Here is a 13,303-nt window from a genome sequence, read left to right on the forward strand (position 1 = left end):
CCATCGACTGCTCCGTACTTGTCGTTTTCGAGGCTCTGAACGACACCTACGGAGCAATGGATGAGGGTTGGTCCGGGATCAGCGGGTTTCGGCGGGGCCTTCTTGCATGGGGATGCGGACGCCGCGTTCTTTGGCGACGTCCAGGGCGCGGTCGTAGCCGGCGTCGGCGTGGCGGATGACGCCCATGCCGGGGTCGTTGGTGAGAAGGCGTTCGAGTTTCTGCGCGGCGAGGTCGGTGCCGTCGGCGACGGAGACCTGGCCGGCGTGGATGGAGCGGCCGATGCCGACGCCGCCGCCGTGGTGCAGGGAGACCCAGGTGGCGCCGGATGCGGTGTTGAGCAGGGCGTTGAGCATGGGCCAGTCGGCGATGGCGTCGGAGCCGTCGGCCATGGCCTCGGTTTCGCGGTAGGGGGAGGCGACGGAGCCGGAGTCCAGGTGGTCGCGGCCGATGACGATGGGCGCCTTGACCTTGCCTTCCTTCACGAGCTGGTTGAACAGCAGCCCGGCCTTGGCGCGTTCGCCGTATCCGAGCCAGCAAATCCGTGCCGGCAGGCCTTCGAATTCGACCCGTTCCTGCGCGGCGTCGATCCAGCGGTGCAGGTGCTTGTTCTCGGGGAACAGTTCCTTGATGGCCTCGTCGGTGACGCGGATGTCTTCCGGGTCCCCGGACAGGGCCACCCAGCGGAACGGGCCCAGGCCCTCGCAGAACAGGGGCCGGATGTAGGCGGGAACGAAGCCGGGGAACTCGAAGGCCCGGGTGTAACCGCCCTTGCGGGCTTCGTCGCGGATGGAGTTGCCGTAGTCGAAGACCTCGGCGCCGGCGTCCTGGAATTCCACCATGGCCTGCACGTGCCGGGCCATCGATGACTGGGCCTTCTTGGTGAAGCCCTCGGGGTCGGCTTCGGCCTCGCGGTGCCACTCGGCCACCGTGATGCCCTCGGGCAGGTAGGACAGCGGATCATGGGCGGACGTCTGGTCGGTGACGATGTCCACCGTGAGTTCGCCGGCCTTGTGGCGGCGCAGGATCTCGGGGAAAACCTCCGCGGCGTTGCCCACGTAGCCCACGGACCAGCCGCGGCGCTCTTCCTTGGCCGCCAGGACCTTGGCGATGGCGGCGTCGAGGTCGGTTTCCACTTCATCGAGGTAGCGCTTGCCGGCGCGGCGGCGCAGGCGGGTCTCGTCGACGTCGACAATCAGGCAGGCGCCCTCGTTCAGGGTGACGGCCAGCGGCTGGGCGCCGCCCATGCCGCCGCAGCCGCCGGTGAGGGTGAGGGTGCCGGCGAGGGTCCCGTTTTCATCGCCGGTGAGCTTGCGGGCGATCGCGGCGAAGGTTTCGAAGGTGCCCTGCAGGATGCCCTGGGTGCCGATGTAGATCCAGGATCCGGCGGTCATCTGCCCGTACATCATCAGGCCTTCGGCCTCGAGCCGGCGGAACTCGGGCCAGGTGGCCCAGTCGCCGACGAGGTTGGAGTTGGCCAGCAGCACGCGCGGGGCCCATTCATTGGTCCGGAACACGCCCACGGGCTTGCCGGACTGGACCAGGAGGGTCTCGTCCTTTTCCATGGTTTCCAGGGTGCGGGTGATCGCGTCGAACGCGGCCCAGGAACGGACCGCCCGGCCCGTGCCGCCGTAGACCACCAGGTCATCCGGACGCTCAGCCACCTCGGGGTCCAGGTTGTTCATCAGCATCCGCAGCGGCGCTTCGGTCTGCCAGGACTTGGCGGTGAGCTCCGTGCCCCGGGCAGCTTTGACCGGGCGCGCACCGGTGGTGAAATCGGCGGGTGCCATGATGGCTCCTTTTCGTTGTGTCTGTTATTTCAAGAAGTTCTGTATCAACTAAAGCCCTTGGAGAAGGGGCTTTACAGTGGTTTCGGAAGGGTGCTGTTCGGTATTCCAGACGCTCCCCACCCTCCAGTCGCACCATCACTTTTGGCTGCCAAAACCCCCGGATAGGGACCAAAGGTGATGGTGCAAAAAGGCGAGGGCGGTTACTTGACGGGGCGGCCGTGGAGCCGGAGTGACAGTTCGTCGGCGACCTTCCGGACCCGCCCGGCCAGCACCGGCCATTCCTCCACGGGCAGCTTGTCCTCGAGGAAGGTCACGGCGACTGCCGCCGTCGGCCATCCCAGGTGATCCGTGACGGCGGCGGCGATCGAGCCGAAGCCTGGGGTCACCTCGCCGTGTTCAGTGGCATAGCCGCGCTGCCGGACCTGGTCCAGGTGGGAGGACAGCGCGGAGTACTTCATGATGGCGCCTTCCACCTCGTGCCGGGCCGTGAAGGCGGCGGCATTCGGGTACAAAGCCCGCACCTGGGACTTGGGCAGCGCGGCGAGGATGGCCCGTCCGCTGGCGGTGAGGTGGCTGGGGAGCCGGACGCCGACGTCGGTCACCAGGGACGGGCGGTTCTTGGCCCGCTCCTCCACGATGTACAGCACGTCGCGGCCATGCAGCACGGCCAGGTGGGCACTCTCGCCGAGGGCGTCAACGAGGCTTGCGAGCAGGGGCCGGCCGAGCCGGGACAGCGGCTCCTGACGGGAGTAAGCAGAACTGAGCTCGAAGGCGCTGATCCCGAGCCCGTATCGCTGCTCCTCATGCAGGTGGAGCACGAAGCCGTTCGCCTCCATCACGCCGAGCAGGTGGTAGACGCTGGACCGGGGCAGGCCCAGGGTGGAAGCAATCTGCGACGCCGCCATCGGTCCCCGCCGGGAAGCGAGCAGTTTGAGGATGCGGAGCGTGTTTTCCGCAGCGGGTACCTTCGATGCCATCTTCGAGGCCGCTTTTGATTCGACGCCGGCCTGCGGCACTGCTTCCGTAGCTAACACCGGAGCCTCCTTCGTTTTTCGCTCTACATCCCACTGCTATCCGGGATCCCGTACTTAAGCTTGCGCCCTACTCCCGCCCGCAAACCTCATACAAACACGCTTGGTGTCTGGAATACGAGACGCGCACGTCAGCCGGGTCCTGCTGCCCCAGCCGCGGCGGGGCCGTTATTGGGTAGAGTCCGTCTATGGACGAAAAAGAGACGCTGCACCGCTATCTCCGGGCAAGGCGTGACGACCTGCTCGGCAAACTGGATGGCCTGAGCGAGTACGACGTCCGCCGGCCGCTTACGCCCACCGGAACCAACCTGCTGGGCTTGGTCAAACATGTGGCCAGCGTGGAAGTGGATTATTTCGGCGTGGTGTTTGGCCGTCCCAGCGGACGCCACCTTACCTGGCTGGACGAGGGCGCCGTCCCGGATGCGGACATGTGGGCGACCGCTGACGAGTCCCGCGAGGACATCATCGAGTTGCACCGCTTCGCCGCTGCGCACAGCGACGCGACCATCGAAGCATTGCCCGCTGACGCCCCCGGAGTGGTTCCCTGGTGGCCGGACGACCGGCGCAATGTCACCCTGCACCAGATACTGGTCCATATGGTGACCGAACGCGCCCACCACCTGGGCCACGCTGACATCCTGCGTGAACTCATCGATGGCAGCGCCGGGCAGCGCCCGGGTGATCCGAACCTCACCAGGCGCAGCGCCGAAGAATGGGCCGCCCACCGCGCCGCCATCGAAGCTGCGGCGAGGCAGGCATGAGCACGCGTGACGTTCCCGCTCAAATAGGAGATCTGCCCCCGGTTGGCCGGCCCGCCAACAGCGCCCTCCTTCAGGCGGGCATCATTTCCCTGACCGAGGTGGCCTCCCTTGGGCGCCGGGAACTGCTGGCCATGCACGGGATTGGCCCCAAAGCCTTACGGATCCTCGAGGAAGCCGCCGCCGAGCGGGGACTCACCTTCGCCGCCTGAGGAAGCGGTAGTCCCGGATGATGGGGGTGATGCTGAAAAAGAAGGAGCCGGTGTCCCTGGATACCCAGCGGACAGCCTGACTTTGAATGCGTCGAGCCGGGCTTCGATCCTTTCGAACTCTGCGAGCTGGCCCATATAAAAGCCCCTTCTGGCAACTGCATCCACGGTGCGGCCGTAGGGCGATGGCGGGCTATTTTCCATGGCGGCCCCCGGACCAGGACACCCCAGAGTGCCCAGTGGATTGCCTCAAGAGCTCGTCTGTTTGCGGCGTCCCAGTCTGCTTTGCTTTCCATGCCTCCAGCGTCCCGGACGGGCCCGCCCGGATCATCCTGCCTTCTTGCCTATGTGCATAACCTGTCCCGCTCAGACCCTGACAACCACCTTGCCGCGACTCCGCCCCTCACGGAGGTACCGGATGGCGGCCGGCGCTTCGGCAAGGGGAAAGACCTTGTCCACCGCGGGCTTCACGCTGCCGCCTCCCATCAGCGATGCCAGGGCCTCGAGATCCAGGTGCGTTTCCTTGGCGACAAGCCCCTTGAACTTCCGGCCCCAAAAACAAGGAGGCCAGCGGCGCTCCGAGGGACCGCTGGAACCCGCCGGTCAGTTTGCCGCCGTTTTCGCCGCCAATGATCACCAGGGTGCCCTTGGGGACGAGCAGCCGGCGCAGGAGGGACAGCGGCCGGTTTCCGGCTGTGTCCAGGATGACGTCGTACAGCTTCCCGGCGCCCGCAATATCGGTTGTGGTGTAGTCAATGACGGCATCCGCCCCGAGGGAACGCACCAGCTCCACCTTGCCGGTGCTGCAGACCCCTGTCACGTCTGCTCCGAAAGCCTTGGCCAGCTGGACCGCGAAGGACCCCACTCCCCCGCCCGCACCCAGGACCAGCACCTTCTGGCCGACCGTGACCTGGCCCGCGTCGCGGACAGCCTGCAGGGCGGTGACACCGGAGATCGGCGCGGCCGCCGCTTCCTCGAAGGAGAGACCACCGGGTTTGCGGGCCGCCTTGTCCTCCTCGGCGCAGGCATATTCGGCAAAGGATCCCTCGCAGGTTCCAAACACCTCGTCCCCGGGAGCAAAGCGGGTCACTCCACCGCCCACTGCTTCCACAACGCCCGCCACTTCCCGGCCCCGGACGGGAACTTTCGGCTTCTTCAGCCCGTAGCCAAAGAGGCGGATAAGGTACGGAAGCCCGGCCATCAGATGCCACACGCCCTGGTCGACGCCGGCCGCCCGCACGCGGATCAGCACCTCGCCGTCGCGGGGCCCGGGCCTGGCAATATCCCGCAGCTCCAGCACGTCCGCCGATCCATAAACGTCCTGCACGATCGCTTTCACCATGATCTCCTTCAGGCTGACGGTACGGGGGCACAACAACCTCATCCGTCCGGTTACCGGCGGCCCCTCAGGGTAAGGAAAAGGCCGGGGTCGCGTCAAGGGTCCGCCTCTGAACCGAAAACGCAGCGATCCACCGTCCAATCTGAAATGAAAGACACCAAGGCCCCGTGAGGCTCATCACGTCAGCCTCGGAGGTGGTCTGCTGGTTACCGGCCCCCTCCCAAAGACGAGAAGGTATTTGTATGCAACAAGCCCCAACCCCAACCAGGAACGACAGTGCTGCCGGAAAACAGAAGCCGGCTGCCGCCGTCGGAAGCGTCCTGAACCGGGGGCTGAACGTGCGCCACATCCGGTTCATGGCCCTCGGCTCGGCAATCGGCACCGGCCTCTTCTACGGTTCAGCCTCCGCAATCCAGAAGGCCGGCCCGGCCGTACTGCTGGCCTACATCATCGGCGGGGCGGCAGTTTTTATGGTGATGCGCGCGCTCGGTGAAATGGCCGTCCGGCACCCGGTGTCCGGCTCCTTCGGCCAGTACGCCAGCCGCTATCTCGGCCCGCTGGCCGGCTTCATCACCGGCTGGACCTACGTGTTTGAAATGGCCATCGTGGCGATCGCGGACGTCACGGCATTCAGTATCTACATGGGCTTCTGGTTTCCCCAAGTGGAGCGCTGGGTCTGGATCCTGGCGATCATCTTCTTCCTGGCCGCCCTGAACCTGCTGAGCGTGAAGGTCTTCGGCGAACTCGAATTCTGGTTCTCGCTGATCAAGGTGGTGGCCATCATCGCCATGATCGCCGGCGGCGCCGCCATTATCGTGTTCGGCTTCCAGGCTGCCGGTACAACTGTCGCACCAGGCCTGGGCAACCTCGTGGAGCACGGCGGGTTCCTCCCGTTCGGCTTCGAAGGGCTGCTCGCGTCCTTCGCCGTGGTGATGTTCGCCTTTGGCGGGATCGAGACCCTCGGCATCACCGCGGGCGAAGCAGCCGACCCCAAGAAGGTCATCCCCAAGGCAGTCAATACCGTTCCCGTCCGCGTCCTGCTGTTCTACGTCCTCACCCTGGGCGTGCTTATGAGCCTCTTCCCGTGGAACGAGATCGGCAGCAACGGCAGCCCCTTCGTCCAGATTTTCAGCGGGCTGGGCATCCCCGCCGCCCCGCATATCCTGAACGCCGTGGTGATCACGGCCGCACTCTCCGCCATCAACAGCGACATCTTCGGCGCCGGCCGCATCCTCTTCGGACTCTCCCGCCAAGGCCACGCCCCTGCCGCTTTCGGCAAGGTGTCCCGGCATGGGGTGCCGTGGATGACGGTAGTGATGATGGCGGGCATCCTCCTGGTGGGTGTGGTCCTGAACGCCGTCATTCCCGAGGACGTCTTTATCCTCATCGCATCCATCGCGACCTTCGCCACCGTCTGGGTCTGGGTGATGATCCTTGCTTCGCATGTGGCCATGAAGCGGGAAATCGCGCGAAGCGGCCTGCCGGCGTCGGAATTTCCTTCGCCATGGTGGCCTGCCGCGTCGGTCCTCACCATTGCCTTCATGGCACTGGTGATCGCCGTCCTCGGCGCCTTCGAAGACACCCGGATCGCCTTGTATGTTGGCGGCGCCTGGCTGGCGCTCCTCGTCCTTGCGTACCGTTTGTGGATCAAGGGTGACGGACGACGGCGGGCCGAACTGGTGGATGAAACGTCGCCGCTGCCGGTGGTCACCACCGCTGTTTCCGCCCGCAGCTAGGCATCGACCCCCGGCGGGGCCAGGGCTATCATCAGGCATGGTTCCGTTCCCCCATGTCCTGGCGTTTGCGCTGACCTCGCTGGTCCTCATCGCCATCCCCGGCCCCAGCGTGCTGTTTGTCATCGGCCGTTCGCTCGCCCTCGGACGCAAGGGCGGACTCCTGAGTGTGCTGGGCAACGCCCTGGGGATGGTGCCGCAGATCATCGCCGTAGCCCTGGGGGTTGGCGTAGTCCTGGCACAGTCGGTGGTGCTGTTCACCATCATCAAAATCGCCGGTGCGGCCTACCTGGTGCACCTCGGTATCCAGGCGATCCGGCACCGGGGCGGAACGGCGGCGGCCGGCCCGGTGCCGCCGTCGTCCACGTGGCGCATGGTGCGGGAGGGTTTCCTGGTGGGTGCCACGAACCCCAAGACGATCGTGTTCTTTGTTGCGGTGCTGCCCCAGTTCGTTGACTACGCGGCGGGCAGCATTCCGCTGCAACTCGCGTTGCTCGGTGTCATTTTCCTGGTAATAGCGCTGGTTTCGGACAGCATCTGGGCCTTGGCCGCCGGCACCGCCCGGCACTGGTTCGCCCGCTCCCCGAAGCGCATCGCCAGCCTCAGCGCCGCAGGCGGAGTCATGATGATCGGCCTCGGCGGAACACTGGCACTGACGGGCAGCAAGTCCTGATTGCCCTCGTCACCGCTGCGCCGCGGCCGCCCCGGTGGCGGCCAGCATGTCGGTGAATGTCGCCGTCAGCATCCTGTCGATCAACGGGCCGGTGAAGCGGCCGATGACGCCGCCCCGGGGAACATACCGGTAGTCGAAGGTGGCCAGGGTCCCGTTGCCGTCCTGCTCGAGCCTGAGCGAGGAGGCGGCCCGCTTGAACGGCACCAACGCACTCGGCTGGTTCCCGGTATCGATCCGGCGGCCTTCCTCCCAAGCGGTGACGGTCTCCTCCATGCTGCCTATAGGCTTCAGGTCTACGTGGCGCCGGGCGCCCACGCCGGTGGCCTGGTCACCGATGGCTCTCGTTGCCCTCAAGCCACTCCAATGGTTCGCGAGGTTCGGGAAGTCCGCGTAGAGCGCCCATACGGAATCCCTGGACGCCGACATGCGGCGTTGCACCATGATGTGGCGTTCCGGCATGATCATCACTCCAAGCGTCCGGCTGCCTGCAGGGTAACGCGCTGCTCCGTTCATCATCACGCCGGTGGATGCAGCGGCGCAATGCCGTTGGACTGCCGACTTCGGGGTCCTGGTTGGCCGGCAGGCATGGCCGGGCAACCAGGACCATTCCGTCAGTCGGCGTCGGTCAGGCGGCGACCGTCAGGCTGTGACGACGGCTGAGCGTACAGCCTCAGCCAGGGACGTCGTCGGGCGTCCGATCAGCTTGCGCAGGTCCCCGGTGCTGACCAGGAGGTCTCCGCGGGCGATGCCAAGATCGGAATCGGCGAGGATGTCCGCGAACGTTTCCGGTACTCCGAAGCCTGCCAGCATTCCGGCATATTCTGGCGCCGGAAGGTCCTGGTATGAAATATGCTTTCCTGCGGCAGCGCTGATCTCGGCGGCAAGCTCCGCCATGGTGAACGGTTCGTCGCCGCCCAGCTCGTAGATCCTGCCGGCCTGTCCGTCGGCAACCAGGACAGCGGCAGCGGCGTGGGCGTAGTCGGCCCGGGCAGCGGCACTGACGCGGCCTTCCCCGGCGCTTCCCGCGATGGCACCTTGGGCAAGAGTGCCGGGCAGCTGGTCGGTGTAGTTCTCGAGGTACCAGCCGTTACGCAGGAGGACAAAGGGAACACCGGATTCCCGCAGGATGGCTTCCGTGGCCTGGTGCTCGGCGGCCAGCTTCATCCCTGTGGTGTCCGCGTTGGCGATGCTCGTGTAGGCAAGCAGTTCAACGCCCTCCGCCTTGGCGGCTTCAATCACCGTGCGGTGCTGCTCCACCCGCTGGCCCACCTCGCTGCCTGAAATGAGGAGGACCTTGGAGGCACCCTTCAGGGCCTCAGCCACGGAGGCGGGATCAGCGTAGTCCATGCCCTTGACCTGGACGCCGCGCTCCGCGAAGTCCGCAAGCTTTTCAAGGGAGCGCCCGGTGGCCACAATCTCCTGGGCGGGAACTTTGCGTTCCAACAGTGCCTCGACCACGTGACGGCCCAGCTGGCCGGTTGCGCCCGTAACAACGATGCTCATGAATCTTCCTTCCGTAGGGGTTGTTCATGGGACACAACCATGAGGCTGCGTTGATACTTCCCAAAAGAGAGTACGCACTTTGAGGTAAGGTACTGACATGAAAGTAAGTACCGCCGCTCCCGCGCATGCCGAACTCCTCCCCGCAGCGCTTGCCGACGGCGTTTTCCCGGCCGGGTGCCCCAGCCGGACGGTACTGGACCACATCACCAGCAAATGGGGCCTGCTGATCCTGCTGGCCTTGTCGGAGGGTGAGCAGCGGTGGAGTGAACTGCGCCGGCGGGCCGAGGGCATCAGCGAGAAAATGCTGGCACAGACCCTCAAGACCCTTGAGCGTGACGGCCTGGTCAGCCGGCAAGCCCAACCGGTCATTCCGCCGCGGGTGGACTACAGCCTCACCGACCGCGGCTACGAACTGAGCGCGCTGCTGGTTCCGCTGGCCGCCTGGGCATTCGAGAACGCGGAAGAGATCGTCAACGGCCAGCGCTGAGGGGCACGAACCTCTCAGTCCCGGAGCAGCAGCAGAGGCAGGTATGCCCGCCTGCCAAAAGCGAGTACATGTTACTGGTGTGACTGATGTGATTAGCGCATAGCTTTGGCGTAAGGTGCCGACCGGAATAGGAGGGCCGCCCTCTGCTGGGAGCGTTCCGGTTACCTGCACCGCCAGTGGGTGGCTGCACTGCCGCCCGCAAGGAGTTGGTATGCATGGTGAAGACCTTTGTCCCCGACCCGGCCGGCCTGGGGCAGCCCATCAGCCTTGCCATGGCCGCCGCGAGAGCGTGGGACCGCGTAGTGGCCGCCTTCAAACCACGGTCCCCCTACAGGATCGGGGACGCCGTGGTGGGTGATGATCCCTTCAACGGCCGGCGCGAGGGCGTGGTCATCTCGCAACGAAAAACAGCGGTGGGCGTGCACACGGCCCACGGTGTTTTCTTCTACGACCACCGGCAGCTAAGGCAACAGGACTGAGTTTTTGTCCAGATATGCAGGGCTGGAGGGCGGAAAAGTCTGCATATCTGGACAAAAACTCCAGAGGGACGGGGATGGCCTAGCGGGCCGACCAGCCGCCGTCCATGGTGTAGCTGGCGCCGGTGACCATGCCGGCGTGGTCGGAGGCGAGCCACGCAACCAGCGAAGCGACCTCCTCGGGCTCCACCAGGCGCTTGATGGCAGATTCGGTGAGCATCACCTTGGCCAGCACCTCGGACTCCGGAATGCCGTGCACCTGCGCCTGGTCCGCGATCTGCTTCTCCACGAGTGCGGTCCGGACGTAGCCGGGGTTGATGCAGTTGGACGTAACCCCGTGGTCGCCGCCCTCAAGCGCCGTCACCTTGCTCAGCCCCTCCAGGCCGTGCTTGGCCGAGACGTAGGCGCTTTTGAACGGCGAAGCCCGGATCCCGTGCACGGACGAGAGGTTGATGATGCGCCCGAACCCGTTGGTGTACATGTGCGGCAGGGCGGCCCGGATCAGCAGGAACGGCGCCTCCAGCATGAGGGCGATGATCCGGCGGAACTGCAGCGGGTCAAACTCCTCGATGGGGCTGATGCGCTGGATCCCGGCGTTGTTCACCAGGATGTCGCAGTCCAGGCTCAGGGTGGCGAGCGAGTCCACGTCCAGCAGGTCAACCGCCCAGGAAGTGCCGCCCACCTCGTCGGCGAGCGCGGCGGCGCCGGCGGAATCGACGTCGGCCACCACCACTTTCGCTCCGCGTGCGGCAAGCTCGCGTACGCACGCCGCGCCGATTCCGCTGGCTCCGCCGGTGACCAGGGCCTTGCGGCCGGTCAAAGTGTTGTCCATTGCAGTTCCCTTACGCTCGTCCATCAGACTGTCCAGCTGCTTGAGCAGCTCAGCGGTTCCTGGCGGGGAGCAGGCCTTCGCGGGCGGCGTCGGCCTTGTCCACGTCCTCCAGGGCGATGCCCTTGGTTTCCCGCAGGCTCAGCACCGCCACGGAGGTGAGGATGCAGGCAACCACCAGGTACAGGGCAGTGGGCACCCAGGAACCGGTGTCCTTCAGCCACTGGGTGGCCAGCAGCGGGGCGAGCGAACCCGCGAAAATCGACGTCACCTGGGAACCGAGCGACACACCTGAGTAACGCATCCGGGTGGGGAACAGTTCCGCCATAATGGCGGGCTGGCCGGCGTACATAAAGGCGTGCAGGCACAAGCCGATAGTGACGGCGGCGACGATGATCACGGCGTTGCGGGTATCGAACATGGGGAACGCGAAGAACGGCCAGGCGGCACCGGAAATGGCGCCGATCAGGTACACGGGCTTGCGTCCCAGCGTGTCCACGAGCCGTCCCACCTGCGGGATGACCAGGAAGTGGATGACGTGGGCGATCAGCAGCGCCAGCAGGAGCGAGGACGTGTCGTACTGGTGCACGCTCTTGAGGTAGACAATGGAGAAGCTCACCACGAGGTAGTACATGATGTTCTCGGCGAAGCGCAGGCCCATTGCCTGCAGGATGCCCTTGGGGTACTTGCGGACCACTTCAAAGACGCCGTAGCTGACGGCCTGTTCCTTCTCCACCAAGGCTTTCGCCTCGAGGAAGATGGGCGCCTCGGTGACATGGGTGCGGATGTAGTAGCCAACGAACACAATGACGGCGGACAGCCAGAACGCCACGCGCCAGCCCCAGCCAAGGAATGCCTCGGGGCTCAGTGTGGAGGACATGATGAACAGCACCAGGGTGGCCAGCAGGTTGCCTACGGGTACTGCCGCCTGGGGCCAGCTGGACCAGAAGCCACGGGACTTGTTGGGGCTGTGTTCGGCAACCAGCAGCACGGCACCGCCCCATTCGCCGCCCAGCGCGAAGCCCTGGATGAAGCGCAGCGCCACCAGCAGGGTGGGCGCCAGGTAGCCGATCTCGGCGAAGCCGGGCAGGCAGCCCATCAGGAACGTTGCCACTCCCACAATAACGATGGTCAGCTGCAGCGTGGGCTTGCGGCCCAGCTTGTCGCCGATCTGGCCGAACACGATGCCGCCGAGCGGACGTGCCACGAAGCCGACGGCATAGGTGATGAAGGCCTGGATGATGCCGTCCAGCTCGTTGCCGGTGGCCGGGAAGAAGTACTTGCCGAAAACCAGGGTGGCTGCGGTGGCGTAGAGGAAGAATTCATACCACTCCACCACGGTGCCCACCATGGAGGCGGCGACGATCTTCTTCAGCCCCGACCCTTTGGCTGCGGACCCGGCATTGTTGTCTGCCGGGCGTTGCTCTACGCTCACTGTTTCTCCTTTAGTGTCCACATTGACACGTGCTGTGATCTACAGCACTGATGACTCCCCTGAGTATTGCTGCACAAACTTGCGGCTTCAATGACCAAAGTGGCACCAGCTGTGTGCAGAATTGCAGATATGAAAGCCAACCCTGACGACCTGCTGGTACTTCTCGCCGTGTCCCGGTCCGCAAAATTTACGACGGCGGCGCAGGCTTTGGGACTCAACCACACCACCGTCTCACGCAGGATCGCCGCGCTCGAGAAGGCGCTCGGCGGCCGCGTCCTTGCACGCGCTACGGGCGGCTGGGAGCTGACGGACCTCGGCGCCCAGGCGGTGCAGGTGGCCGAACAGGTGGAGGCAGTGGTGGGCACGCTGGGAGCTGCCGGCCAGGCACCCGACCCGATTACCGGCGTCGTCCGCATGACCGCCACCGACGGGTTCAGCGCCTATATCGCGGCACCAGCGGTGGCCCGGCTGCGGCGCGACCACCCGGGGCTCAGCGTGGAGGTGGTGACCATGACCCGGCGGGCCCTGCAGCAGCGTTCGGGACTGGACATTGAAGTGGTGGTGGGCGAACCCCAGGTGCACCGGGCGGAGGCCGTGCGGCTGGGCGACTACATGCTGGGGATGTATGCCTCCCGCGCCTACCTGGCCGAGCACGGGACCCCGGCCACCGTGGCCGAACTCAACGCGCACCCGCTGGTCTATTTTGTGGACTCCATGCTCCAGGTGGACGACCTCGATGCGCCGCGGCGGCTGGTGCCCGCCATGCGCGACGGCCTGACATCCACCAACGTCTTTGTCCACGTGGAAGCAACCCGGGCCGGCGCCGGGATCGGCTTCCTGCCCTGCTTTATGGGCGATCTCCACGAGGACCTGGTGCGCCTGCTGCCCGCCGAAATCGCCGAGCTGCTGCCGTACTGGATGGTGCTGCGGCCGGACTCACTGCGCCGCCCGGCCGTGGCTGCCGTAGTCCAGGCGCTTCGCGAACAGATGGCGGAGCACCGGGACTGGCTGCTGGGCCGGGGCAAGGATCCGGCCGGATGAG

General features: G+C 65.7%; 14 protein-coding genes and 1 pseudogene. 7 read left to right on the top strand and 8 right to left on the bottom strand.

Features of this window, described 5'->3' with window-relative positions; all coding sequences use genetic code 11:
- Positions 1-78 precede the first annotated feature (78 nt).
- Together hutU and ARTSIC4J27_RS17950 are read right to left on the bottom strand one after the other, a co-directional pair.
- Entirely contained in the window at positions 79-1,788 is a 1,710-nt protein-coding gene (gene hutU / locus ARTSIC4J27_RS17945; protein WP_050056558.1) for a urocanate hydratase, read from the bottom strand.
- Positions 1,789-1,988: 200 nt separating this feature from the next.
- A complete protein-coding gene (locus ARTSIC4J27_RS17950; protein ID WP_050056935.1) occupies positions 1,989-2,765 on the bottom strand; it encodes an IclR family transcriptional regulator in 777 nt (258 codons plus the stop codon).
- A 242-nt stretch (positions 2,766-3,007) separates the two neighbouring features.
- Here ARTSIC4J27_RS17950 and ARTSIC4J27_RS17955 point away from each other — a divergent pair, with 242 nt between their 5' ends.
- Together ARTSIC4J27_RS17955 and ARTSIC4J27_RS17960 are read left to right on the top strand one after the other, a co-directional pair.
- Positions 3,008-3,580 (top strand): DinB family protein, encoded by a 573-nt coding sequence (locus ARTSIC4J27_RS17955; protein ID WP_050056559.1) that lies wholly within the window; start codon positions 3,008-3,010, stop codon positions 3,578-3,580.
- Positions 3,577-3,789, top strand: a complete 213-nt coding sequence (locus ARTSIC4J27_RS17960; protein ID WP_050056560.1) for a helix-hairpin-helix domain-containing protein — start codon at positions 3,577-3,579, stop codon at positions 3,787-3,789. Before ARTSIC4J27_RS17955 ends, ARTSIC4J27_RS17960 begins: the two co-directional genes overlap by 4 nt.
- Positions 3,790-4,152: 363 nt before the next feature.
- Here the strand turns inward: ARTSIC4J27_RS17960 and ARTSIC4J27_RS23430 are convergent, their stop codons facing one another.
- Complete coding sequence (locus tag ARTSIC4J27_RS23430) at positions 4,153-4,299, bottom strand: zinc-binding dehydrogenase (RefSeq protein ID WP_327077667.1); 147 nt, start codon at positions 4,297-4,299, stop codon at positions 4,153-4,155.
- A gap of 154 nt (positions 4,300-4,453) precedes the next feature.
- A pseudogene (locus ARTSIC4J27_RS23435) lies at positions 4,454-5,170 on the bottom strand (NAD(P)-dependent alcohol dehydrogenase); the annotation flags it as partial.
- A gap of 197 nt (positions 5,171-5,367) precedes the next feature.
- On the opposite strand from ARTSIC4J27_RS23435, the gene ARTSIC4J27_RS17970 reads away from it, so the two are divergent.
- Positions 5,368-6,861 (top strand): amino acid permease, encoded by a 1,494-nt coding sequence (locus ARTSIC4J27_RS17970; protein ID WP_200900855.1) that lies wholly within the window; start codon positions 5,368-5,370, stop codon positions 6,859-6,861.
- Between the two features lie 37 nt (positions 6,862-6,898).
- A complete protein-coding gene (locus ARTSIC4J27_RS17975; protein ID WP_050056561.1) occupies positions 6,899-7,531 on the top strand; it encodes a LysE family translocator in 633 nt (210 codons plus the stop codon).
- A gap of 9 nt (positions 7,532-7,540) precedes the next feature.
- Here ARTSIC4J27_RS17975 and ARTSIC4J27_RS17980 read toward each other — a convergent pair whose 3' ends face one another.
- Positions 7,541-7,990, bottom strand: a complete 450-nt coding sequence (locus ARTSIC4J27_RS17980; protein WP_050056937.1) for an SRPBCC family protein — start codon at positions 7,988-7,990, stop codon at positions 7,541-7,543.
- A gap of 180 nt (positions 7,991-8,170) precedes the next feature.
- Positions 8,171-9,034, bottom strand: coding sequence for an SDR family oxidoreductase (locus tag ARTSIC4J27_RS17985; RefSeq protein WP_050056562.1), 864 nt, complete (start codon positions 9,032-9,034; stop codon positions 8,171-8,173).
- Between the two features lie 97 nt (positions 9,035-9,131).
- On the opposite strand from ARTSIC4J27_RS17985, the gene ARTSIC4J27_RS17990 reads away from it, so the two are divergent.
- Both ARTSIC4J27_RS17990 and ARTSIC4J27_RS17995 read left to right on the top strand, forming a co-directional pair.
- A complete protein-coding gene (locus tag ARTSIC4J27_RS17990) occupies positions 9,132-9,521 on the top strand; it encodes a winged helix-turn-helix transcriptional regulator (protein WP_050056563.1) in 390 nt (129 codons plus the stop codon).
- Between the two features lie 215 nt (positions 9,522-9,736).
- The gene (locus tag ARTSIC4J27_RS17995) at positions 9,737-10,000 is read left to right on the top strand and encodes a hypothetical protein (RefSeq protein ID WP_050056564.1); all 264 of its coding nucleotides are present in this window, start codon (positions 9,737-9,739) and stop codon (positions 9,998-10,000) included.
- A 79-nt stretch (positions 10,001-10,079) separates the two neighbouring features.
- Here the strand turns inward: ARTSIC4J27_RS17995 and ARTSIC4J27_RS18000 are convergent, their stop codons facing one another.
- Complete coding sequence (locus ARTSIC4J27_RS18000) at positions 10,080-10,829, bottom strand: 3-hydroxybutyrate dehydrogenase (protein ID WP_050056938.1); 750 nt, start codon at positions 10,827-10,829, stop codon at positions 10,080-10,082.
- A gap of 49 nt (positions 10,830-10,878) precedes the next feature.
- Entirely contained in the window at positions 10,879-12,261 is a 1,383-nt protein-coding gene (locus ARTSIC4J27_RS18005) for an MFS transporter (protein ID WP_050056565.1), read from the bottom strand.
- A gap of 129 nt (positions 12,262-12,390) precedes the next feature.
- Between ARTSIC4J27_RS18005 and ARTSIC4J27_RS18010 the strand changes: the two genes are divergently transcribed.
- Positions 12,391-13,302, top strand: a complete 912-nt coding sequence (locus ARTSIC4J27_RS18010; RefSeq protein WP_050056566.1) for a LysR family transcriptional regulator — start codon at positions 12,391-12,393, stop codon at positions 13,300-13,302.
- Position 13,303: the final 1 nt, after the last annotated feature.

This window comes from Pseudarthrobacter siccitolerans (genome assembly GCF_001046895.1).
Taxonomy (GTDB): Bacteria; Actinomycetota; Actinomycetes; order Actinomycetales; family Micrococcaceae; genus Arthrobacter; species Arthrobacter siccitolerans.

Coding starts and splice junctions, on each gene's coding strand:
- hutU (WP_050056558.1), bottom strand. CDS start 1,788: ATGGCACCCGCCGATTTCACCACCGGTGCGCGCCCGGTCAAAGCTGCC.
- ARTSIC4J27_RS17950 (WP_050056935.1), bottom strand. CDS start 2,765: ATGGCATCGAAGGTACCCGCTGCGGAAAACACGCTCCGCATCCTCAAA.
- ARTSIC4J27_RS17955 (WP_050056559.1), top strand. CDS start 3,008: ATGGACGAAAAAGAGACGCTGCACCGCTATCTCCGGGCAAGGCGTGAC.
- ARTSIC4J27_RS17960 (WP_050056560.1), top strand. CDS start 3,577: ATGAGCACGCGTGACGTTCCCGCTCAAATAGGAGATCTGCCCCCGGTT.
- ARTSIC4J27_RS17970 (WP_200900855.1), top strand. CDS start 5,368: ATGCAACAAGCCCCAACCCCAACCAGGAACGACAGTGCTGCCGGAAAA.
- ARTSIC4J27_RS17975 (WP_050056561.1), top strand. CDS start 6,899: ATGGTTCCGTTCCCCCATGTCCTGGCGTTTGCGCTGACCTCGCTGGTC.
- ARTSIC4J27_RS17980 (WP_050056937.1), bottom strand. CDS start 7,990: ATGCCGGAACGCCACATCATGGTGCAACGCCGCATGTCGGCGTCCAGG.
- ARTSIC4J27_RS17985 (WP_050056562.1), bottom strand. CDS start 9,034: ATGAGCATCGTTGTTACGGGCGCAACCGGCCAGCTGGGCCGTCACGTG.
- ARTSIC4J27_RS17990 (WP_050056563.1), top strand. CDS start 9,132: ATGAAAGTAAGTACCGCCGCTCCCGCGCATGCCGAACTCCTCCCCGCA.
- ARTSIC4J27_RS17995 (WP_050056564.1), top strand. CDS start 9,737: ATGGTGAAGACCTTTGTCCCCGACCCGGCCGGCCTGGGGCAGCCCATC.
- ARTSIC4J27_RS18000 (WP_050056938.1), bottom strand. CDS start 10,829: ATGGACAACACTTTGACCGGCCGCAAGGCCCTGGTCACCGGCGGAGCC.
- ARTSIC4J27_RS18010 (WP_050056566.1), top strand. CDS start 12,391: ATGAAAGCCAACCCTGACGACCTGCTGGTACTTCTCGCCGTGTCCCGG.